Consider the following 22,155-nt stretch of genomic DNA (forward strand, 5'->3'; position numbering starts at 1 on the left):
ACCGCTCACGCAGCGGAGCCGAAATGGCGGAAGTGCACCGCCCTGCCCCGCGCCGGAACCGGCGCCCCGCAGGCGCGGCATCGCCACCGCCCGCATCCCACGGAGGCACGCGTCCATGACCGCAGCCGAACAGATCTCCGTCCCCGAACCCGTCCTCCGCGAGGACCGGCTCGACTACACCCCCACCGCGCGCAGCGTTTCCCTGTGCCGTCATCGCGCCGCCCGGCTCGTCCTCCAATGGGGCCATCCGGAGCTGGCCGGCGACGCGTCGCTCCTGGTCAGCGAGTTGGCGACCAACGCACTGCTGCACGGCGCCATCGAGGACCGCCTCTTCCGCGTCCACCTCACGCTCACCGCGACCACGCTCCGTATCGCGGTGAGCGACGCACGCGGTGAGCGGCTGCCCGGTCTGCGCGAGGCCGGGGACGACGAGTGCTACGGCCGCGGGCTCCTGATCGTCGCGCGGCTCGCGGACCGCTGGGGCGTCGAGCCGCGCACCGTCGGCAAGACGGTGTTCGCCGAACTCGCCCTGCGGCAGAAGCCGGACATGCCGATGGGCCCGCGCGAACTTCGCGCGGGCCCATCTCGTACAGCTACGCCCAGGTGATCAGGCGCTTCGGCTGTTCCAGGATCGCGGCGACGTCCGCCAGGACCTTGGAGCCGAGCTCGCCGTCGACCAGGCGGTGGTCGAACGACAGGGCCAGCGTGGTGACCTGACGGGGCTTCACCTTGCCCTTGTGGACCCACGGCTGGAGCTTGATCGCGCCGACCGCGAGGATCGCGGACTCGCCGGGGTTCAGGATCGGCGTGCCCGTGTCGACGCCGAAGACACCGACGTTGGTGATGGTCACCGTGCCGCCCGCCATCGCGGCCGGGGAGGTCTTGCCGTCCCGTGCCGTGGAGACCAGCTCGCCCAGTGCGGCGGCGAGCTGGGGCAGGGTCTTGTCGTGCGCGTCCTTGATGTTCGGCACGATCAGACCGCGCGGGGTGGCGGCGGCGATGCCCAGGTTCACGTAGTGCTTCTGGACGATCTCCTGGTTGGCCTCGTCCCAGGCGGCGTTGACCTCCGGGTTCCGCTTGATCGCGACCAGGAGGGCCTTGGCGATGATCAGGAGCGGGTTGACCCGCACCCCCGCCATGTCCTTGTCCTCCTTGAGCTCCGCCACCAGCTTCATCGTGCGCGTCACGTCGACGGTGACGAACTCGGTGACGTGCGGGGCCGTGAAGGCGCTGCCGACCATCGCCTGGGCGATGGCCTTCCGTACGCCCTTGACCGGGATACGGGTCTCGCGGGCGCCCACCGTGGTGACCACGGCCGGAGCCGGGGTTTCAGGAACGGCCTCGGCCGCCAGCGGGGCGGCGGCGACGGGCGCCGGAGCCTGTGCCGGTACGGGCGCGGCAGCCGCGCGCACGTCCTCGCGGGTGATGATCCCGTCCTTGCCGGTCGGGACGACCGTGGCCAGGTCGATGCCCAGGTCCTTGGCCAGCTTGCGGACCGGCGGCTTGGCCAGCGGGCGGCTCTCCGGGACCACTGTGGCGTGGCCGTTCATCTCACCCTGGATCGCCGCCGCGGCGGCCGGTACGGAAGCCGCCGCACCCTTGCGGGCGCGCCGCTTGGTCGAGCTCTCGGAGACGCCGTACCCGACCAGGACCGGCTGGCGTCCCTTGGGGGCCTCCGGCTCCGACGGTTCCGCGACCGGCACGGCGACCGGCGCCGGGGCCGCGTCACCGCTGCCCGGTGCCACGTCCACCGCGATGATCACCTGGCCGACGTCGACGGTCGTGCCCTCGGGGAAGCGCAGCTCGTGCACCACCCCGTCGAACGGGATCGGCAGCTCCACGGCCGCCTTCGCCGTCTCGACCTCGCAGACGACCTGGCCGTCGGTGACGGTGTCGCCGGGCTGGACGTACCACTTGAGGATCTCGGCCTCGGTGAGTCCCTCGCCCACGTCGGGCATCTTGAACTCACGGAAGCGAGCAGCGTTGGAAGTGTCGGTCATCGTTGTCACGTCCCAGTCCTCAGTACGCCAGCGAGCGGTCGACGGCGTCGAGCACACGGTCGAGACCCGGCAGGTACTCGTCCTCCAGACGCGCCGGCGGGTACGGGGCGTGGTAGCCGCCGACCCGCAGCACCGGTGCTTCCAGGTGGTAGAAGCAGCGCTCGGTGATCCGGGCGGCGATCTCGGCCCCGGAGCCGTAGAACACCGGCGCCTCGTGGACGACGACGAGCCGGCCGGTCTTCTCGACCGAGGTCTGGATGGCGTCGAAGTCGATCGGGGACATCGAGCGCAGGTCCAGGACCTCGATCGACTTGCCCTCCTCCTCGGCCGCCGCGGCGGCCTCCAGGCAGACCTTCACCATCGGGCCGTACGCGACCAGGGTGAGGTCGGTGCCGGTGCGGGCCACCGAGGCCTTGTGCAGCGGGCCGGGAATGGAGTCGGTCTCGACCTCGCCCTTGTCCCAGTAGCGGCGCTTCGGCTCGAAGAAGATGACCGGGTCGTCGCTCTGGACGGCCTGCTGCATCATCCAGTAGGCGTCGCTCGCGTTCGACGGCGAGACCACCTTCAACCCCGCGACGTGCGCGAACAGCGCCTCGGGCGACTCGCTGTGGTGCTCGACGGCGCCGATGCCGCCGCCGTACGGGATCCGGATGACGACCGGCAGCTTGATCTTGCCGAGCGCGCGGGCGTGCATCTTGGCGAGCTGCGTGACGATCTGGTCGTACGCGGGGAAGACGAAGCCGTCGAACTGGATCTCCACGACGGGCCGGTAGCCGCGCAGGGCCAGGCCGATCGCCGTGCCGACGATGCCGGACTCGGCGAGCGGGGTGTCGATCACCCGGTCCTCGCCGAAGTCCTTCTGGAGCCCGTCGGTGATCCGGAAGACGCCGCCGAGCTTGCCGACGTCCTCACCCATGATGAGGACCTTGGGGTCGGTGTCGAGGGCCTTGCGCAGCGACTCGTTGAGAGCCTTCGCAATGGACATCTTTTCCATGGCCATGGCTACTTGCTCTCCTCGGCGGTGTCTGCGAACGATGCCTGGTAGGCGGCGAACTGGGCGCGCTCCTCGTCGACGAGGGGGTTCCCGTCGGCGTAGACGTTGTCGAAGATCGCGATCGGGTCGGGGTCGGGCATCGCCCGTACCGCCTCGCGGACCCGCTTGCCGAGGGTCTCGCTCTCCTCGTCCAGCGCGGTGAAGAACGCCTCGTCGGCGGCGCCCTCCTTCTCCAGGTACGCGCGCAGCCGCTGGATCGGGTCCTTGGCCTCCCAGGAGGCCCGCTCCTCGTCCGCCCGGTACTTCGTCGGGTCGTCGGAGGTGGTGTGCGCGCCCATCCGGTAGGTGAACGCCTCGACGAGGGTGGGCCCCTCGCCCCGGCGGGCCCGCTCCAGCGCCGACCTGGTGACGGCCAGGCAGGCGAGTACGTCGTTGCCGTCGACCCGGACACCGGGGAAGCCGAAGCCCTGCGCCCGCTGGTAGAGCGGGACGCGGGTCTGCTTCTCGGTCGGCTCGGAGATCGCCCACTGGTTGTTCTGGCAGAAGAAGACGACCGGGGCGTTGTAGACCGCGGAGAAGGTGAAGGACTCGGCGACGTCTCCCTGGCTGGAGGCGCCGTCGCCGAAGTACGCGATCACGGCCGAGTCGGCGCCGTCCTTGGCGACGCCCATGGCGTAGCCGGTGGCGTGCAGGGTCTGCGAGCCGATGACGATCGTGTACAGGTGGAAGTTGTTGCTGTTCGGGTCCCAGCCGCCGTGGTTCACGCCACGGAACATCCCGAGCAGATTGGTCGGATCGACCCCCCGGCACCAGGCGACGCCGTGCTCGCGGTACGTCGGGAAGACGTAGTCGTCGTCGCGCAGCGCCCGGCCGGAGCCGATCTGGGCGGCCTCCTGGCCGAGCAGCGAGGCCCACAGGCCCAGCTCGCCCTGACGCTGGAGGGCGGTGGCCTCGGCGTCGAAGCGGCGGGTCAGGACCATGTCCCGGTACAGACCGCGCAGCTCGTCCGCGGTCAGGTCGATCGAATAGTCCGGATGCTCCACGCGCTCGCCCTCGGGCGTCAGCAGCTGTACGAGCTCGGGCTCGGAACTCTGTGGCGTCTTCGCGGTCGTTTTCACGGCGCTGGTCCGCTTGCTGCTGCGTCGCGGTTTGCGCGCGGCAGTGCTCTCCACGGTCACGTGCGTGCTCCTCCGTCGGTCCGGCCCCCGGGGTCTGCCGGGAAGCCAGTGCGGCTCGCCTGTGTCCGCACCCGTGCACGGGGTGGGTGCCGCTCGGTCCGGGAACAGGCGTGACAGGTGCCCCGGCGAGCGCCCTGCCAAAAGCACGTTACCCAGTACGCCGCATAACTGCGAAACCCTATCTGACCTGCGATTTTGCTTGGATTTCCAAGTAAATCGAAAAAGTCGGGAACTCTCGCTGGTCACAGCACTGGTAACAGCCTCGCAGGCCGCCGGAACAACGGCACGTTATCCCGCCGTTCGGCGGCAGGGAAGAGGCGAGTGTGTGAGACTGCGTTTTGTGCGCGAACAAGGAAAAATCACCGTTTTTCTGTTGGACGACCACGAAGTCGTCCGACGCGGAGTCCATGAATTGCTCTCGTCCGAGGACGACATCGAGGTCGTCGGCGAGGCCGGCACCGCGGCGGACGCCCTGGTCCGTATCCCCGCGACCCGGCCCGATGTGGCGGTCCTCGACGTCCGGCTGCCGGACGGGAGCGGGGTGGAGGTCTGCCGGGAGGTCCGCTCGGGGGACGAGAACATCAAATGCCTGATGCTCACCTCGTACGCCGACGACGAGGCGCTCTTCGACGCGATCATGGCCGGTGCGTCCGGTTACGTGCTGAAGGCGATCCGGGGCAACGAACTGCTGAGCGCGGTGCGCGACGTGGCGGCCGGGAAGTCGCTGCTGGACCCGGTGGCGACCGCCCGGGTGCTGGAGCGGCTGCGCGACGGCAAGAAGGGCCGGGACGAGGACAAGCTCTCCGGCCTCACCGAGCAGGAGCGCAAGATCCTCGACCTGATCGGCGAGGGGCTGACGAACCGGGTGATCGGCGAGCGGCTGCACCTCGCCGAGAAGACGATCAAGAACTACGTCTCCAGCCTGCTCTCCAAGCTGGGCATGGAGCGGCGTTCGCAGGCCGCCGCGTACGTGGCCAGGCTGCAGGCGGAGAAGCGCTGAGGCGCCGCACCGGGCCGGCCGGGACGGCGCGGGAACGGGGACGAAGGGGCCGCGTGCCCCGGCGGTCTTCGGGACTTTGGTCCCGGAGCAACCGGGGCCGCGGCCTCTTTCTGTGACCTCCGGGGTGACGGAGAGTGGAGGTCATGTCCTCCGAGGAACTCCAGGCGATCGAGCTGCTCGCCCGCGTCCGGTACGGCCGGCTGGCGACGAGCATGCGGGCCCTCCCGTTTCTGTCGGTGGCCCGCCATGTCGTGATCGACGGTCGCGTGGTCCTGCGGATGCACAGCGGTTTCGGGTACCACAACGCGTGCGACGGCACGGTCGTGGCGTACGGCGCGGACAACTTCAGCACCGCCGGTCCGGGCGGCGCCGGTCCGGGGGGCGACGGGGATCTGTGGGCGGTGCAGTTCACCGGCACCGCCGAGATCGTGCACCCGGAGCCCGGCCAGCGCGAACTGTTCGGCGACGGTCCCGCGCGGGTGAACGGCGAGCCCTTCGATCCGGCGTACCTCAGGCTCGAACCGCACTTCGTCTCTGTGCACACTCTGGGCTTCGACGCAAGTCAGCCGATCGGCCACACAGCGTGATCTAACATCTGGTGAGTGCCGCGCTCATTTGTCACCCTTCCGCCCGTTCCATCGGCCGGCGAGGTGCTGTTCCCGTCCGTACCCGCTCCACCCATGTCGCCGGTGGACAGGGTGCTCCTCCCACCCATGTCGCCGGTGGACAAGGTGCTCCTCCCGTCCGTGCCCCGGCCGTCCGTGCCCCGGCCGCCCGTGCCTCCGGTGAACGAGGTGCTGCGCCGCTATCCGGACGCCGGTGAGCCCCTGAGCTGCAAGCCCATCACCAAGGGCCTGCTCAACCACGGCTACCGCGTATCGACCACCCGCGGCTCCTACTTCCTCAAGCACCATCTCGACGACTCCACCGGCGACCGCGCCACGATCGTCCGCCAGCACCGCGCCACCCAGCGGCTCCAGTCGCTGGGCGTGCCCGTCGCCCCGCCCGTGCAGGACACCGAGGGCGACACGGTCACCGAGATCGGCGGCCGGTGCTACGCCCTGCACCCGTGGGTGGACGGGCTGCACCGGGCGGGCGCCCAGCTCAGCACCGCCCAGTCGGAGCGGCTCGGGGCGCTGCTCGGGGCCGTGCACACCGGGCTCGAACAGGTCATGGGGTCGGGCACCGGGCCCGCACACCGGCCCGCCGGGTCCGTCGGGTACCGGAGCCCCGACCCCGCCGACACCTTCGCGCTGATCGACGACCTGCTGACGGCCGCGCGCCGGCGCCGCCCCCGGGACGCCTTCGACGAGCTGGCCGAGCACCGCCTCCTGGAGCGGCGCACCCTGCTGGAACAGCACGCCGCCCGCAGACCCCCCACACCCGGCGCTCCGGCCACCGGCTGGGTGCACGGCGACTTCCACCCGCTGAACGTCCTGTACCGGGGCGGCGACCCGGTCGCGATCCTCGACTGGGACCGGCTGGGGGTCCAGCCGCGGGCGGAGGAGGCGGTACGGGCCGCGGCGATCTTCTTCGTGCTGCCGGCCGGGAAGCTGGAGCTGGAGAAGGTACGGGCGTACGCGCGGGCCTACCGGCGGGCGGCCGGGGCGGGGGCGGCGGAACTGGCCGCCGCGGTGCACCGGGTGTGGTGGGAGCGGCTCAACGACTTCTGGATACTGCGCTGGCGGTACTGCCTGGACGACCAAAGGGCCGACCCGCAGTTCCCTGCGGTGTCGGCCCTGGCGGTCTGGTGGACGCGCGAGTACGAGACGGTGTGCGAGGCGTTCACGGGCTGATTCCGCTCGTGAACGGCCGGGGTGCTGCCGGGTCGGCCCCGGTCAGCTCCGGGTCAGCTCCGGGTCAGCTCCGGGTCACGGAATGGTGCCCGTACCGGTCCCGGCCGCCGCGGACGTACCGGTGGTGGCGGCGCCGCCGTTGTCGGTACCCGTACCGCCGTTGTCGGTGGTGCCGCCGTTGTCCGTGCCCGTACCGCCGTTGTCGGTGGTGCCGCCGTTGTCGGTACCCGTACCGCCGTTGTCCGTGGTGCCGCCGTTGTCGGTACCCGTACCGCCGTTGTCCGTGGTGCCGCCGGTCGCCGGGGTGGAGGGCTGGTTCGTCGCCGGTTCCGTCGGCTGGGTCGGGGTGGTCGACGGGGAGTGGGTCCGCGACGGCCAGGTGTCCTGCTGGTTGCCGGAGGAGTTCTCCGGCTCCTGGGTCTGATCGCTCTGGTCGTCGGTCGGCCCGGACGGACTCTTCTCCGGCGACGGCGAACTGGAGACCTTGTCGGGCTTCTTCTCGGGCTTCGAGCCGGTGTCGTTCGCGGCGTTGACCGCGATGGCGACGCCCGCCCCGATGGCGATCAGCGCGAGCACGACGAACAGCCACAGCTTGCCGCGGCCGCCACCGCCGTTGTTCCCGCCCTCGTAACCGCCGTCGTCGGGGTTCATCGGCGGCAGGATCGGGCCCTGCGAGGTGTCCCCGTGCGGCGGGTGCCCCATCGCCATCGTGGCCCCGGCGACGCCCATGGCCGGGGTGTGCCCGCCCTCGTGCACCGCGACCGGGCCGGTGTTCCACGTACCGGTGTGGCCGCCCTGCACCTGAAGCATCTGAAGGCTGTACTGGACCAGGCCGCGCATCTCCTCGGCGCTCTGGAACCGGTCGTCCGGGTCCTTCGCGAGGGAGCGCATGACCAGCCCGTCCAGCTCCGGCGGCACCGCGCCCAGGACCTCGGACGGCGGGACCGGAATGTCCTGGACATGCTGGTACACGACCGACAGCGGCGTCTCGCCCGTGAACGGGGGCCGCAGCGCCAGGAGTTCGTACAGCAGGCAGCCGGTGGCGTAGAGGTCGGAGCGGTGGTCGACGGCCTTGCCGAGCGCCTGCTCGGGCGAGAGGTACTGCGGCGTGCCCATGACCATGCCGGTCTGGGTCATCGTCGACTGCGCGCCGTGCAGCGCGCGGGCGATGCCGAAGTCCATCACCTTGACCGCGCCGGAGTTGGTGATGATCACGTTGGCCGGCTTGATGTCGCGGTGCACGATGCCGTGCTGGTGCGAGTACGCCAGTGCTTCGAGCACGCCGGAGACGATGATCAGGGCCTGCTCGGGAGGCGGGGGCTCGGCGCTGATCAGCAGGTCGCGGATGGTGCGGCCCTCGACCAGCTCCATCACGATATAGGGGACGGTCGCCCCGCCCACGATGTCCTCGCCGGAGTCGTACACGGCGACGATCGCGTGGTGGTTGAGCCCGGCGACCGACTGCGCCTCGCGCGTGAACCGGGCCTTGGAGACGGGGTCCTCGGCGAGATCGGAGCGCAGGAGCTTCACCGCGACGGTACGTCCGAGCCGGACGTCCTCGGCCGCGAAAACCTCCGCCATGCCGCCCCGGCCGAGGCGGTGGGTCATCCGGTAACGCCCGTCACCGACAACACCGCCGATGCCCCAGGAGTCGGTGCCATCCGAAACTCCGCCGCCGTTTGCTTCGGAATCGGGTGCCATCAGTCCTCGCCGTCGTATCTGTCCGCGCGTCCGCGGGTTCTCACGGTGTCTAGCTGCATTGCCACGTCACGCTACAGCCTCTTTCGGACGCACCGTTTCCGAGAGGGACCGGTCATCCAACCGCCCGGCGTGCCGTCCACGCAAATTTCATGCGGGTCCTGTAACGCTTCCGAGACGCTTCTTGTGCGTAGGGTCACGGAACGGGCACCTGGCTTGACGTGTCGTACCCCTCGGGCAGACTTGGCGCGTAATAGGGATGATCGCGTGAGTCGCGCGCCGAGGGGGAAGCAAGTCATGAGCCAGGACGGCGCACACGGCGCTCAGGGTCGCTACGCGGGCGGTTCGGTCGCCGGCGGGCGCTACCAGCTTCGCGACCTGCTCGGCGAGGGCGGGATGGCGTCCGTATACCTGGCGTACGACACCGCCCTGGACCGCCAGGTCGCGATCAAGACATTGCACACGGAGCTGGGGCGCGAACAGTCCTTCCGCGAGCGGTTCCGGCGCGAGGCGCAGGCCGTCGCCAAACTGCAGCACACCAACATCGTCTCGGTCTTCGACACCGGCGAGGACGAGCTCGGCGGCGCGCTGATGCCGTACATCGTCATGGAGTACGTGGAGGGGCAGCCGCTGGGCTCCGTGCTCCAGGCGGACATCCAGAACCACGGCGCGATGCCGGCCGACCGGGCGCTGAAGGTGACGGCCGACGTGCTGGCGGCGCTGGACACCAGCCACGAGATGGGTCTGGTCCACCGCGACATCAAGCCCGGCAACGTGATGGTGACCAAGCGCGGTGTCGTGAAGGTCATGGACTTCGGCATCGCCCGCGCCATGCAGTCGGGCGTCACGTCGATGACGCAGACCGGCATGGTCGTCGGCACCCCGCAGTACCTCTCCCCCGAGCAGGCCCTGGGCCGCGGCGTGGACGCCCGCTCCGACCTGTACTCGGTCGGCATCATGCTCTTCCAGCTTCTGACCGGGCGGATCCCCTTCGACGCGGACTCCCCGCTGGCCATCGCGTACGCGCACGTCCAGGAGGAGCCGGTCGCGCCCTCCACCATCAACCGGTCGATCACCCCGGCGATGGACGCGCTGGTCGCCCGCGCGCTGAAGAAGAACCCGAACGAACGTTTCCCCAGCGCGGCGGCGATGCAGGACGAGATCGCCCGCGTGCTGGCCGCGAGCGGCACCACGGGCGCGCCGGTGATCGTCGCGGGCGGCGGCAACCCGGCGAACAGCGGCTCGGGCGTCGGCGCGACGGTCTTCCCGCCGGTCGACCAGTCCGGCGGAATACCCCAGAGCGTCCAGACGCCGTACCAGCCGGGCCCGTACCAGTCGGGCGCCCAGCCGGGCCCGTACGGACCGGCGACCCCGGCCCCCTCGTACGGCTACCCGCAGTCGGCCCCGGCGTACCAGAGCCAGGCCCCGGTGCCGCAGCAGACCCCGCCGCCCTACACGGTCTCGCCGCAGACGCAGACCCAGTCGCACTCCGGCTCGGGCGGAGGCGGCTCCAAGCGGAGCATGCCGGTGATCGTGGGCTCGATCGTGGTCGCGCTGATCGCGATCGGCGGCCTGATCACGGTGCTCGCGCTGAAGGACAACGACAAGGGCGGCACGACCGCGAACGAGTCCCCGGCCGCGAGCGAGCACAAGGATCCGGAGCGGAACCGGACGATGGACACCGAGAAGTGCACCGACGCCATGGAGGACAACGACGACCCGAACAAGGTCGACGCCCCCAACTTCCTCTACAAGGACATCCTGTCCGCGCGGGCGTGTGCGGACAAGGCGGGCTGGACCATCAAGCCGATCAAGGTACCGGGCAACACCTACGCGGAGGACCAGGTCATCGACCAGTTCCCCACTCCGGGCACCGCCGTGCCCAAGACCGGCGCCCACTTCGAACTCCGCATCGCGACGGGCGACCCGGCCTAGCATCACAGAGGATTTTCACCGAGAGCCGGTCTGTCATCGTCCGTCCCGGCTCAAGGTCGCTTTCCTGAACGCAAGCAGTCGAAACGACTCGAAATCGACTACTTCGACATGAATAAATTACGTACGTTGCCCACATGGCAATGATCAATGTAAAAGGAATGCGCGTACGCAGGAATCTGCTCGGCCTCACCGCTGCATGTGTCACCGCAGCGGTTGCCATCCCTGTTGCCGCATCACCGGCAGCAGCAGAACCTGTCGGGGCGTCGTGCAGCGTTTCCGGCGCCAAGGGCAAGGGCTCGTGGGAGTTCGTCAACGCCAACACCATCAAGAACGTGAACCTCACAGTCACGGACACCGCCGCTGACGGGCACCACGTGGCCATCCGACTGACCACGGTCGACCGCAACTTGAAGTCGCACAACTGGACCATGCATCACCTGTACGACGGCAAGGGCTCCTCGCACACGTGGACGACATCAGCCACGGACACCAGAGGCCTGAAGTATGTCTACGTCGAAGTCAACCTGATGGAGGGAAGCGATTCGCTCGAAATGTGCAACGATCGCTCCATCACCAACCCCTATATCTAGGTCGACATAGCACCTCCGGGGCTCCGGAGGGCCGGGGAACAGATACCTTCATCGGCCCACCGATTTCAACCGGTATTCCGCCGGTACCCCGGAATGCTTTCACGCGCGAATCCATGCCGCCCGGCTCGGGTCGGAATCAGAAACTCCGACCCGAGCAGTGGCCAAGCGTTCCCGGAGCACATTCGCACGTCCCGCTCATGCGCCGGTGCCGGCACCGGATACAGCTGAGCATGGATTCGAGATGCCGGACATACCATCACATGTGACGGTATGTCCATGGCTTCAGGACATCTCCCTTCACGGCCCACAAGGTGTGTGGCCTGCCTCATATTGACGGCGGGGGCGGCACTGGGGGCCGCGGCGGGAGAGGCGCAGGCCGGACAGGGGGCGTCCGGTCGGTCGACAGGGCCGCTGAGCTCCCCGGTGACGCCGCCCTCGCGCACCTCGGCCGGAGCCACCGCCCGGCCTTCCGGTGTTCCGGGTGCCGACCCGTCGGCCGCGGACCCGGCCACTCCTTCGGCCGAACCCTCGTCCATACCGACGGCCGTTCCCCCGGACGGCGCATCCGCCGCCCCAGCGCCTCCAGGCTCTCCGCACCCCACTGTCCCGGCCTCCGGCTCCCCCGCCGACCCGGCGTCGGCCTCGCCCACGTCGTCGCCGTCGCCGTCCCGTACACCCCTGCCGGACCCCTCCTCCGGCTCCGACGAGGAGCCGCCGGGTACCGAGGTGCAGCCCCCGCTCGCCGGGCGTGAGGCCGGGGAGGGGCGGTTGCGGCCCGGGCGGCAGCTCTCGCCGTGGGAGTTCGCGCACGTGGACAGCTCGCTCCCAGAGCCCGACGCGCCCCCCGCGCCAACCGATCCGGGGCCGGCGCCTGCCGCGATACCCGAGGCGAACACCTCCTCCGGAAGCGACCGGCTCCCGCAGCAGGCTCTGGACGGGTCGACCGTACAGCGGGTGAAGCGGGTATCACTGGGCGCGGGAATCGCGCTGATAGGACTGGGGCTGGGCTTCCTGGCATTCCGCATGCGCCGGGCGGACTGAGCCGCTCGCACACCTCCCACGGACTCTTGACGAACCGGGGCCCCACCCCACCCGTGGGCCCGGCGGAGACTTGCATCGAGGAACATACTCGGTATACATACTGGGTATGTCGATCCGCCACGGGCTGCTGGCCCTTCTGGAACGGGGGCCCCGGTACGGCTCCCAGCTCCGCACCGAATTCGAGTCGCGCACCGGCTCCACCTGGCCGCTCAACGTCGGCCAGGTGTACACGACGCTCAGCCGGCTGGAGCGCGACGGCCTGGTCGTGCAGGACGACGAGGACGACCAGGGGCACGCTCTCTACGCGATCACCGACGACGGACGCGCCGAGCTGCGGAACTGGTTCGAGACGCCGGTCGACCGCAGCAACCCGCCCCGCGACGAACTGGCCATCAAGCTCGCCATGGCGGTAGGCGCCCCCGGGGTCGACATCCGTGCCGTCATCCAGTCCCAGCGCCACCACACCCTCAAGGCGATGCAGGACTACACCCGCCTCAAGGCGCAGTCGCTCAGCGACGTCCCGGCCAACCGCGACGAGGTCGCCTGGCTGCTCGTACTGGAGCAGCTGATCTTCCAGGCGGAGGCCGAGGCCCGCTGGCTGGACCACTGCGAGACCCGGCTGGTCCGCCTCGCCGACGCCGCCGCCACGGAGCCGGAACCCGAGGCCCGTACGACCGGCCGCGTCATGTCCCGTATCGCCCGCCCGCGCAGCCGGCGCTGAACGCGAAAGCTCAGGGCCTCGGGGACTCAGGGCCGCACGGCCACGGACCGCAGGGCCGCACGGCCACGGACCAGAAGGTCCACCTGGCCACGGACCAGGGCCGCACGGCCACAGACCAGAAGGCCCGCCCCGCCACGGACCGCAGGGCCGCGGGCCCGTAACTCCACACCCGTTCCGAGGGGGAACCACTCACCATGTCCTCGCACGTCCCGTCCCGATCCGCGACACCGGCCGGTGCGCCGGTCCTCGAACTCCGGGCGCTCACCCGCACCCACGGCTCCGGCATCGCCGAGGTGCACGCCCTGCGCGGCATCGACCTGTCCGTGTACGCCGGTGAACTCATCGCCGTGATGGGCCCGTCCGGCTCCGGCAAGTCGACCCTGCTGACCATCGCGGGCGGTCTCGACACCGCGACCAGCGGCCAGGTCGTCATCGAGGGCCAGGACATAGCCGGGCTCGGCCGCAAGGGCGTCGCCGCCCTGCGCCGCCGCAGCGTCGGCTATGTCTTCCAGGACTACAACCTGATCCCCGCCCTCACCGCCGCCGAGAACATCGCCCTGCCGCGCGAACTCGACGGCGTCTCCGTCCGCAAGGCCCGCAAGGAGGCCAGGGCGGCGCTGGAGGAGATGAAGCTCCTGGAGATCGCCGACCGGTTCCCGGACGAGATGTCCGGCGGCCAGCAGCAGCGCGTCGCCATCGCCCGTGCGCTGGTGGGGGACCGGCGCCTGGTGCTCGCCGACGAACCGACCGGAGCTCTCGACTCCGAGACCGGCGAGCAGGTCCTCGCGCTGCTGCGCAGCCGCTGCGACCAGGGCGCCGCCGGTGTGATGGTGACGCACGAGCCGCGGTACGCGGCCTGGGCGGACCGGGTCGTGTTCCTCCGGGACGGTTCGGTCGTCGACCAGACGCTCACCGGCCACGCCGACGCGGAATCGCTGCTCGCCCCCGAGGCCGCCAAGTGAGCCTCTTCACCGGCTGGCGCGCCGCCCTGCGGATAGCCCGGCGCGACGCGATGCGGTTCAAGGGCCGCAGCGCACTGGTGGTCGCGATGATCGCCGTACCCGTCCTCGGCGTCACCGCCCTCGACGTGACGTACCGCAGCGTGACACCGACCACGGCCGAAGAGCTGACGGCCTCGATGGGCTCCGCCGACGCGCTCTTCAGCGACGAGCAGATCGGCCCCATCCAGCAGCTGCCCGACGGGCAGAGGTACGACCGGGTCGACGAGAACGCGCCGATCGACGAGGACGCCCCGCCGATCGACATCAGCACCACGTTCCCCAAGGGCTCGCGGGCGATCAGCATCCAGTCCGTCCCGGCCGGGATCACCACCGGTTACGGCATCGCCAACACCGAGATCTACGAATTCCGGACCTCGGACGAGCTGGCCCGCGGCAAGATCGACCTCGTACGCGGTGCCTTCCCGCACGGCAAGGACGAGGTGGCGGCCACCGAGCCGTTCCTGAAGTCCACCGGCCTGCACGTCGGTTCGACCACCACCGTGCGCAACTTCGGCAAGAAGTACACGATCACCGGCGTGGTCGAGCAGCCGGACCAGCTGAGCTCCGAGGCTCTGTACGCCGATCCGGGAGCGGTCATCGCCCCGTGGCAGGCCAGGGCCGACCAGGACAAGAAGGTGCTGCCGCCGAACACCGGCTCCCAGCAGTGGCTGGTCAAGGGTCCCGAGGGAGTGGGGGTGACCTGGCCGGACGTCATGGCGGCCAATGAGTCGGGCGTCCTCGTCAAGTCCCGTCAGGTCGTCCTGGACCCGCCTCCGGACTCCGAGGTCCCGCTGGCCAGGAAGGGTGTCGAGGAGTACCCGGACAGCTCCGGGAAGATGAGCGCGGCGCTGGTCACCGTGGTCGCCATGGCGGTCCTGGAGATCGTGCTGCTCGCCGGACCGGCCTTCGCCGTCGGCGCGCGCCGCTCCCGCCGTCAGCTCGGCCTCCTCGGCACCTGCGGCGGGGACCGGCGTCATGTCCGGGCCGTGGTGCTCGGCGGCGGCCTGGTGCTCGGCGGCGTCGGGGCCGTGGCCGGTGTGGCGGTCGGGCTGGCAGCCACCGCGGTGTTCCGCCCCATGATCGAGCAGTGGGCCGGGAACCGCTTCGTCTCGCTTGCCCTCAATCCCACGGAACTGCTGGTCATCGCGGTCATCGGCCTGATCACGGGGCTGCTGGCGGCGTTCGCCCCGGCGATCGTGGCGAGCCGGCAGTCGGTGCTGGAGTCGCTCACCGGACGCCGCGGCGTCCGGTGCTCCTCGCGGGTGCTGCCCGTTCTGGGCGCCTGTGTACTGGCCATCGGATGCGCCGTCGCCGTCTACGGCGGCACCGCCGGGGACTCGGCGCTGGTCGCCGGAGGCTCGGTGACCGCCGAGCTCGGACTGCTCGCCTGCATCCCGGTGATCGTCGGCTTCCTCGGGCGGCTCAGCAGCAGGCTGCCGCTCTCGCCCCGGCTGGCGCTGCGTGACGCGGCCCGCAACCGCGGCCGTACCGCACCCGCGGTCGCGGCCGTCATGGCGGCGGTCGCCGGTTCGGTCGCCATCGCCACGTACATGTCCAGCGCCATGGCCGAGGCGGAGTACAACTACGTTCCCTCCCTGAACGAGGGGACCGTCGTCATCTCCGCCTTCGACGACAAGACTGCCGCCCGGCTCCCGCAGGCACGGGCCGCCGTCGAGCGGAACATGGCCGTCACCGGCGGGCACGCCGACTTCCGGCACGTATGGGCGGGCAGCGACTGCAACGTCTACGGCGACGCGGAGAACGCCTGCGGCTCGGTCGAGCTGGTCAAGCCCGCCGGAAAGGCAGCCTCCTGCCCGCTCACCGGCAAGGGCGCCAAGGAACTCGCCGCGCGGCTCACCGCCGACGAGCACAAGAAGCTGATGCGTTCCCCCGCCTGCCTCGTCGGCATCATGACGTCCGGCGTCTTCAACGCCGGTGAACACGGCATCGTCGTGGCGGACGAAGCCATGCTCAGCACCTATGTGAAGCTCGACGACCCCGCCGCCGCCAAGGCGCTGGCAGCGGGCACACCGGTACTGCTCAACCCGGTGTTCGCGAAGAACGGCGAAGTCACCATCAAGGCCGTCCACCACTACAGCGACAAGGACAAGCAGGGCCGGAAGCTGCACCCGGGCAAGGCCCGCACCAGCACGGACAGCCTGAAGGTGTACGTGGCACCCGAGAAGTACGCCGCCACCCCCGGGATCAACATGATCCTGCCGCAGCGGACCGCGGAACGGCTCGGCCTGCACACCCAGGCGAGCGGAAGCGTGTACGCGGTCACCCACGCGCCCACGGACGCCGAGGAGCAGCGGACCTACGGCGCGATCGAGCAGGCCGGCGGCGGCATCTGGGCACAGTCCGACTCCGGCCCCGGCCGCACCGACAACTCCATGCTGCTGATCCTGACCCTGTTCGCCGGAATGGTGACGCTGGGCGCCGCCGCGATCACGACGGGCCTGGCCAAGGCGGACGCGGAGGCCGACCTCAACACGCTCAGCGCGGTCGGCGCACCCCCGGGCGTACGGCGGAAGCTGTCCGGCTTCCAGTGCGTGGTGGTGGCGCTCACGGGTGTGGTGCTCGGCACGCTGGCCGGACTGGTGCCGGCGGTGGCCCTGCGGATGGTCGATCTGCGCCAGGCGCTGGAGATGATGCGGACGCAGCCCACGGAGTCGGCGTACACGCCGATCGTGCTGCCCTGGGCCACCCTCGGCCTGCTCGTGGTGGGCGTGCCGCTGCTGGCCGGTCTGCTCGCCACGGCGCTCACCCGCTCCCGCCTCGCGCTGGCGCGCAGGGCCGGGTGATCCCGGAGGCCGCAGAGGTGGTGCGGCCGGTGGGCTGACCGGCTGACTTGGTGCCCCCGTGGACGGTGGATCAACCGTTTGCGGGGGCACCACGGTGTTGTACGGCAGGTGTGCGAGACAATGGCGCCATGGAGATGCCGAGGAATGAACGGTCGCAGGAGCACCCCCAAGTCCTCGTGGTGGGGCAGGACGGCATGGCGATCGGCGGCGGTGGCACTGACGACGAATCGCGTGAGGTCCCGGTGACGGAGATGGTCGAGCAGCCCGCGAAGGTCATGCGCATCGGCAGCATGATCAAGCAACTCCTGGAGGAGGTCAGGGCGGCTCCTCTCGACGAGGCGAGCCGGGTCAGGCTCAAGGAGATCCACGCCAGCTCCGTGAAGGAGCTGGAGGACGGCCTCGCGCCGGAGCTGGTGGAGGAGCTGGAGCGGCTCTCCCTGCCGTTCACCGACGAGTCGGTGCCCTCCGAGGCGGAACTCAGGATCGCCCAGGCCCAGTTGGTGGGCTGGCTGGAGGGCCTGTTCCACGGCATCCAGACGGCGCTGTTCGCCCAGCAGATGGCGGCCCGGGCCCAGTTGGAGCAGATGCGCCGCGCCCTTCCGCCGGGCAGCGGCCACGAGGACGAGGACGGCAGCGGGGACCCGCACGGGGCCCTCAGGTCGGGCCCTTACCTGTAGCCCTCGGCCCCTGCGCCTCCGATATCCCTGGTTCCTGATCCCTCATACGTACGCCATACGTACGCCATACGTACGCCCCCCGACAGCGGGCGGCACCAAGGCCCGGCGCACATGGTCCATGACCGGTGCGCCGGGCCTTTTCGTGCGGTGGGGCGGAGGAAGCAGGGGCCTGGGGCGGGCCTGGGCCGGGGTCAGGCTGCGGGGCCCGTCAGCCCGGGCCGGGTGGGCCGGGCCGGGTGAGCCGGGTGGGCCAGTCCAGGCCGGGTGGGCGGGCCAGGCCGAGCGGGCGGCCGGGCGGCCAGGCGGCCAGGCCGAGCGGGCCCGGCCAGCGTCAGACCATAGGCGCCCGCAAGCCCGGACCGGGCCGACGCCGGACCGCAGGGCCGCAGGGGCCGCAGGCCCGAGCCGGACCGGACCAGCGCCAGACCACAGACGCCCACAAGCCCGGACCGGACCGACGCCAGACCACGGCGCCCGCAGCCCCGAGCCGGCCGGGCCGAGCCGGCGTCAGACGGCGGGGGCCCGCAGCAGCACCTTTCCGATGTGCGCGCTGGACTCCAGTACCCGGTGGGCCTCGGCGGCGTCCGGCATCGGCACCGTGCGGTCCACGACCGGCCGTACGACACCGTCCGCAACCAGCGGCCAGACGTGCTCGCGCACGGCGGCGACGATGGCGGCCTTCTCGGCGAGCGGGCGGCCGCGCAGCGAGGTCGCGGTGACGGCGGCCCGCTTGTTCAGCAGGGCACCCAGATTCAGCTCGCCCTTGACGCCGCCCTGAAGGCCGATGACGGCCAGCCTGCCGTTGACGGCGAGCGCCTGCACGTTCCGGTCCAGGTACTTCGCGCCGACGATGTCGAGGATGACGTCCGCGCCGACCCCGTCGGTCGCCTTGCGCAGCTCCTGGACGAAGTCCTGCTCCCGGTAGTCGATCAGGATGTCGGCCCCGAGCTCCGCGCAGCGCGCCAGCTTCTCCGGTCCCCCGGCGGTGACCGCGACCCGCGCGCCCACGGCCTTGGCGAGCTGGATCGCCATCGTGCCGATGCCACTGGACCCGCCGTGCACCAACAGCGTCTCGCCGGGGCGCAGATGGGCCACCATGAAGACGTTGGACCAGACCGTGGCCGTAACCTCGGGGAGCGCCGCCGCCAGAGCCGTGTCGATGCCGTCCGGTACGGGCAGCAGCTGCCCGGCGGGCACGGCGACCTTCTCCGCGTATCCGCCGCCCGCGAGCAGCGCACACACCTCGTCGCCGACCGCCCAGCCGGTGACACCCGGACCGATCGCCGAGACACGGCCCGAGCACTCCAGGCCGGGGTACGGGGACGCGCCGGGCGGCGGGTTGTAGAACCCCTGCCGTTGCAGCACATCGGCGCGATTGACCGCGCTGGACACGACATCGACGAGGACCTCGCCCTCGCCGGCCACCGGATCGGGCACCTCGGCCCAGACGAGCGCCTCGGGACCGCCGGGTTCAGGGATCGTGATCGCATACATGGCGGCGAGGCTACTCCGCGGCAGGTGAAGTACCGCGAACGGCGCCACACGGACGGCCGGTCCCACGTCGACCGGGCTGACCGTACGTCGACCGGGCCGGTCCCACGTTGACCAGGCCGACCGTACGTCGACCGGGCCGACCGTACATCGCCGAAACCGGCGGTACGTTGCCGAGGCCGGCCGCACGCGGGCCGGCCGGATCAGTCGAGTGGGCGCGGTGCGCTTGAGTGCGGGCCGTCCAGCGGCGACTCGTTCGAGGCGCGCACGATGGTGATCAACCGGTCCGTCAACTGCAGCGGGCTGGCCGCAGGATCGTCGTAACCCAGCAGCCGATGCCCCCGCAACACGCTGACCACGAGGTCATCGGTCTCCCGGACGCTCTTGCCCACCTCCGCCTTTATCACCGGGCGTTCGACGAGATCGAGCCCGCTGCCCTGCTGGATCAGGTCCTCCATCACCGTGCCCGCGCTGGGGCTGAGCACGGAGAGACCCAGCAGCCGGCCCGCCGCACTGGCGCTGGTGATCACCGCGTCGGCGCCGGACTGCCGGAGCAAGGGGGCGTTCTCCTCCTCGCGCACCGCCGCGACGATCTTCGCGCCACGGTTGAGCTGCCGGGCCGTCAGCGCCACCAGTACCGCCGTGTCATCCCGCTGGGTGGCGATGATGATCTGCCGCGCCTTCTGGAGCTCCGCCCGCAACAGCACCTCGCTGCGCGTCGCATCACCGACCACACCGACGAAGCCCTCGGCGTTGGCGATCTCGATCACCTTCGTCGCCGGGTCGACGATGACGATCTGTTCCTTCTTCAGGCCGGTGGCACACAGGGTCTGGATGGCCGAGCGGCCCTTCGTCCCGAAGCCGACGACAACGGTGTGATCACGCAAGTTGGTTCTCCAACGCTTCAGCCGAAAGTCCTCCCGGGTCCGTTCCGTAAGGACCTCGAGAGTGGTGCCGACCAGGATGATCAGGAAGAGCACCCGCAGTGGTGTCACGAGCACCACATTGGTGAGCCGGGCGGTGTCCCCGTACGGGGTGATGTCGCCGTAGCCGGTGGTGGAGAGGGTGACGGTCGCGTAGTACACCGCGTCCAGCAGGTCGACCTTGTTGTCGGCGGCGTCGTGGTACCCGCCGCGGTCCAGCCAGACGATCAGCACCGTCGCGGCAAGTACCAGAAGCGCCATCAGCAGCCGCTTGGCGACCTGCCGTGCCGGTCCGTCGACAACTCTGCGCGGGAGCAGTACCCGGGTGGGTACGACGTGCTCGTCGGCGCGCCTGGCCATCGCATCGTGGCCGGGAAGTTTCACGTGAAACACCCTTCCGTCCACGGCATCGCCGAGGCCCACGGTAGATCGAGGATCTCCACCTCGGTGCCGGACCGTACCCCGCCCGGCGGTACGACGGCCAGCCCGTCGGCAGCGGCGACCCCGCGAAGCATCGCCGGACCGTTGTATTGCAGCGGTACGACGTGCTCGGCGCCGCTCCCGGTTCCCGCCCCTCCGCCGCCGCACCCGCTTCCCGGTCCGCCGCTCCTTCCGCCCGCCCGGTGGACGACGGGGACCAGCCGGGCGTCACGCGGATGCCCGTGCACCTCGTCGCGCACGACGGCCCGGTACGGCGCCTCCGGCGCCCGGCCGGACAGGCCCCGGAGCAGGGGCTCGGCGAGGGTGAGGAGCCCGGAGACGGCGGCCAGGGGATTGCCGGGCAATCCGACGAGATACGGTTCCCCGCCCCGCGCCCCACCCCGGCTGCCGGATGGCACCGCCGCTGCGTCCTCTTTCCTGAGCCTGGCCAGCAGCATCGGGTGGCCGGGGCGGACAGCGACCCCGTCGACGAGCAGCTCGGCCCCGATCTCGGCGAGGACCGGGTGGACGTGGTCCACCGGGCCCGCAGCCGTACCGCCCGTGGTGATGACCAGATCGGCCTCGGACGTCGTGAGCACGCGCCGCAGGGCCGCCGCGTCGTCGCCGAGGCGCTGCGGGGCCGATACCTCGGCGCCCAGCGCGCGCAGCCAGGGACCGATCATCGGGCCGAGCGCGTCACGGATCAGCCCGTCGTGCGGCAGACCGCCGGTCAGCAGCTCGTCACCGAGCACGAGGACGTCGACGCGGGGACGAGGCACCACGACGAGTGCGTCGTACCCGGCCGCGGCTGCCAGCCCCAGAACGGCGGGCGTCACCAGCGTTCCGGCGGGCATGAGCCGATCGCCGGCACGGCACTCCTGGCCACGGGACCTGATGTCCTGCCCGGGCAGCACCTGCTGCTTCGCGTGAAGAAGCCTCCTGGCCTCGTCCACGTGCGCGTGTTCGCTGCGGATCACGGCATCGCCTTCCGCCGGAACACGGGCGCCGGTGGCGATCCGTACGGCATCTCCGTCGCGCAGCGGGGCGGCGGTGCTCCGCCCGGCGAGGATGCCCAGGTCCCTGCCCGGGCCGGCACCGGCCCGCTTCTCGTCTCCGGCCCCGGCGACCTCGCGGATGTTCCACGGACCCGGTCCCGAGACGACCCAGCCGTCCATGGCAGAGGTGTTGAAGGACGGCAGATCGGTGAGGGCGACGAGCGGCTCGGCGAGTACATGCCCGAGCGCCCGGTCGAGCGGGAGTCTGCCTGCTCGGACCTCGATGGCCTGTCCCGCCCGGACGGCGAGCGCCCGCGCTTCCCGCCAGGGGACCGAGGCCGAGTGCCTCTGCCGGTGCTCCTGCCGGCGCCCGCCACGGCCATGCGCATCGGCCGCGCCGGCGTCCCGGTCCGGGGGCAGCGAACGGGGTGCCGCCGCAGGTTCAGCGCGTTCGTCCCCAGGACGAGGCCGCCTGGTGGAGTGCGGCTGGTCTACGGAGTGCGGCTGATCCGGGGAGTGCGGCTGATCTGCGGAGTGCGGCTGATCTGCGGAGTGCGGCTGATCCGGGGAATGCGGCTGATCTGCGGAGTGCGGCTGATCCGGGGAGTGCGGTGCACCGGACGATTGACCTCCGACCAGCGCGAGGGCCTGCTCAACGGCCCGGTCCACCGAGGTCCGGCTTCGCTCCCCGCTTTGCGTACGGTCGCTCCCTGGGAGTGACCCGCCGCCCGAGGAAGAACCGCCAGCCGCAGGAGAACCGACGGCCGGGGAAGAACCGCCAGCCGGGGGAGAACCGGCAGCTCCGGAAAGGCTGGCGGCCGGGGAAGAACCCTCGGCCGGGGACGGCCCGATGTCCATCGACGCGATGTCCGCGCCCGGGGGCCGATCGGA

General features: G+C 70.9%; 17 protein-coding genes. 10 read left to right on the top strand and 7 right to left on the bottom strand.

What is annotated here, in order from left to right; genetic code table 11:
- Positions 1–115 precede the first annotated feature (115 nt).
- A complete protein-coding gene (locus tag AB0D53_RS06780) occupies positions 116–607 on the top strand; it encodes an ATP-binding protein (protein ID WP_362441167.1) in 492 nt (163 codons plus the stop codon).
- Here AB0D53_RS06780 and AB0D53_RS06785 read toward each other — a convergent pair.
- The 3 genes from AB0D53_RS06785 to pdhA are packed head-to-tail and all read right to left on the bottom strand — an operon-like array spanning position 594 to position 4,172.
- The gene (locus AB0D53_RS06785) at positions 594–2,009 is read right to left on the bottom strand and encodes a dihydrolipoamide acetyltransferase family protein (protein ID WP_362441170.1); all 1,416 of its coding nucleotides are present in this window, start codon (positions 2,007–2,009) and stop codon (positions 594–596) included. The genes AB0D53_RS06780 and AB0D53_RS06785 overlap by 14 nt on opposite strands.
- Before the next feature lie 10 nt (positions 2,010–2,019).
- The gene (locus tag AB0D53_RS06790) at positions 2,020–3,000 is read right to left on the bottom strand and encodes an alpha-ketoacid dehydrogenase subunit beta (protein WP_072487522.1); all 981 of its coding nucleotides are present in this window, start codon (positions 2,998–3,000) and stop codon (positions 2,020–2,022) included.
- 2 nt (positions 3,001–3,002) lie between these two features.
- Positions 3,003–4,172 carry a pyruvate dehydrogenase (acetyl-transferring) E1 component subunit alpha gene (gene pdhA / locus AB0D53_RS06795; RefSeq protein ID WP_362441174.1) on the bottom strand — a complete coding sequence of 390 codons (1,170 nt, stop codon included), beginning with the start codon at positions 4,170–4,172 and terminating at the stop codon, positions 3,003–3,005.
- 340 nt (positions 4,173–4,512) lie between these two features.
- Between pdhA and AB0D53_RS06800 the strand changes: the two genes are divergently transcribed.
- From AB0D53_RS06800 to AB0D53_RS06810, 3 genes are all read left to right on the top strand, one after another.
- Entirely contained in the window at positions 4,513–5,172 is a 660-nt protein-coding gene (locus AB0D53_RS06800; RefSeq protein WP_362441958.1) for a response regulator transcription factor, read from the top strand.
- A gap of 143 nt (positions 5,173–5,315) precedes the next feature.
- On the top strand, positions 5,316–5,759 hold the full coding sequence (locus AB0D53_RS06805; RefSeq protein ID WP_362441177.1) for a pyridoxamine 5'-phosphate oxidase family protein: 444 nt from the start codon (positions 5,316–5,318) through the stop codon (positions 5,757–5,759).
- A gap of 207 nt (positions 5,760–5,966) precedes the next feature.
- Positions 5,967–6,968, top strand: coding sequence for a phosphotransferase (locus AB0D53_RS06810; RefSeq protein ID WP_362441961.1), 1,002 nt, complete (start codon positions 5,967–5,969; stop codon positions 6,966–6,968).
- Between the two features lie 75 nt (positions 6,969–7,043).
- On the opposite strand, the gene AB0D53_RS06815 is transcribed toward AB0D53_RS06810, so the two are convergent.
- Positions 7,044–8,669: a protein kinase gene (locus tag AB0D53_RS06815; protein ID WP_362441179.1), complete on the bottom strand. Its 1,626-nt coding sequence runs from the start codon at positions 8,667–8,669 to the stop codon at positions 7,044–7,046.
- A gap of 294 nt (positions 8,670–8,963) precedes the next feature.
- Here AB0D53_RS06815 and AB0D53_RS06820 point away from each other — a divergent pair, with 294 nt between their 5' ends.
- The 6 genes from AB0D53_RS06820 (at position 8,964) to AB0D53_RS06845 (ending at position 17,435) form a co-directional block, all read left to right on the top strand.
- Complete coding sequence (locus AB0D53_RS06820; protein ID WP_362441182.1) at positions 8,964–10,601, top strand: protein kinase; 1,638 nt, start codon at positions 8,964–8,966, stop codon at positions 10,599–10,601.
- Positions 10,602–10,735: 134 nt separating this feature from the next.
- Entirely contained in the window at positions 10,736–11,191 is a 456-nt protein-coding gene (locus AB0D53_RS06825; RefSeq protein WP_362441185.1) for a hypothetical protein, read from the top strand.
- Positions 11,192–12,338: 1,147 nt separating this feature from the next.
- On the top strand, positions 12,339–12,953 hold the full coding sequence (locus AB0D53_RS06830) for a PadR family transcriptional regulator (protein WP_362441188.1): 615 nt from the start codon (positions 12,339–12,341) through the stop codon (positions 12,951–12,953).
- Between the two features lie 194 nt (positions 12,954–13,147).
- A complete protein-coding gene (locus AB0D53_RS06835) occupies positions 13,148–13,915 on the top strand; it encodes an ABC transporter ATP-binding protein (protein ID WP_362441192.1) in 768 nt (255 codons plus the stop codon).
- Complete coding sequence (locus tag AB0D53_RS06840; protein ID WP_362441195.1) at positions 13,912–16,758, top strand: FtsX-like permease family protein; 2,847 nt, start codon at positions 13,912–13,914, stop codon at positions 16,756–16,758. Before AB0D53_RS06835 ends, AB0D53_RS06840 begins: the two co-directional genes overlap by 4 nt.
- 128 nt (positions 16,759–16,886) lie before the next feature.
- Positions 16,887–17,435 (top strand): bacterial proteasome activator family protein, encoded by a 549-nt coding sequence (locus AB0D53_RS06845; protein WP_329820127.1) that lies wholly within the window; start codon positions 16,887–16,889, stop codon positions 17,433–17,435.
- 507 nt (positions 17,436–17,942) lie between these two features.
- Here AB0D53_RS06845 and AB0D53_RS06850 read toward each other — a convergent pair.
- The 3 genes from AB0D53_RS06850 to AB0D53_RS06860 form a co-directional block, all read right to left on the bottom strand.
- Complete coding sequence (locus AB0D53_RS06850) at positions 17,943–18,929, bottom strand: NAD(P)H-quinone oxidoreductase (protein WP_362441199.1); 987 nt, start codon at positions 18,927–18,929, stop codon at positions 17,943–17,945.
- 200 nt (positions 18,930–19,129) lie between these two features.
- A complete protein-coding gene (locus AB0D53_RS06855) occupies positions 19,130–20,272 on the bottom strand; it encodes a potassium channel family protein (protein ID WP_329820125.1) in 1,143 nt (380 codons plus the stop codon).
- On the bottom strand, positions 20,230–22,122 hold the full coding sequence (locus tag AB0D53_RS06860) for a molybdopterin-binding protein (protein ID WP_362441964.1): 1,893 nt from the start codon (positions 22,120–22,122) through the stop codon (positions 20,230–20,232). Before AB0D53_RS06860 ends, AB0D53_RS06855 begins: the two co-directional genes overlap by 43 nt.
- Between the last annotated feature and the right edge of the window lie 33 nt (positions 22,123–22,155).

The organism is Streptomyces sp. NPDC048295 (assembly GCF_040652135.1).
Taxonomy (GTDB): Bacteria; Actinomycetota; Actinomycetes; order Streptomycetales; family Streptomycetaceae; genus Streptomyces.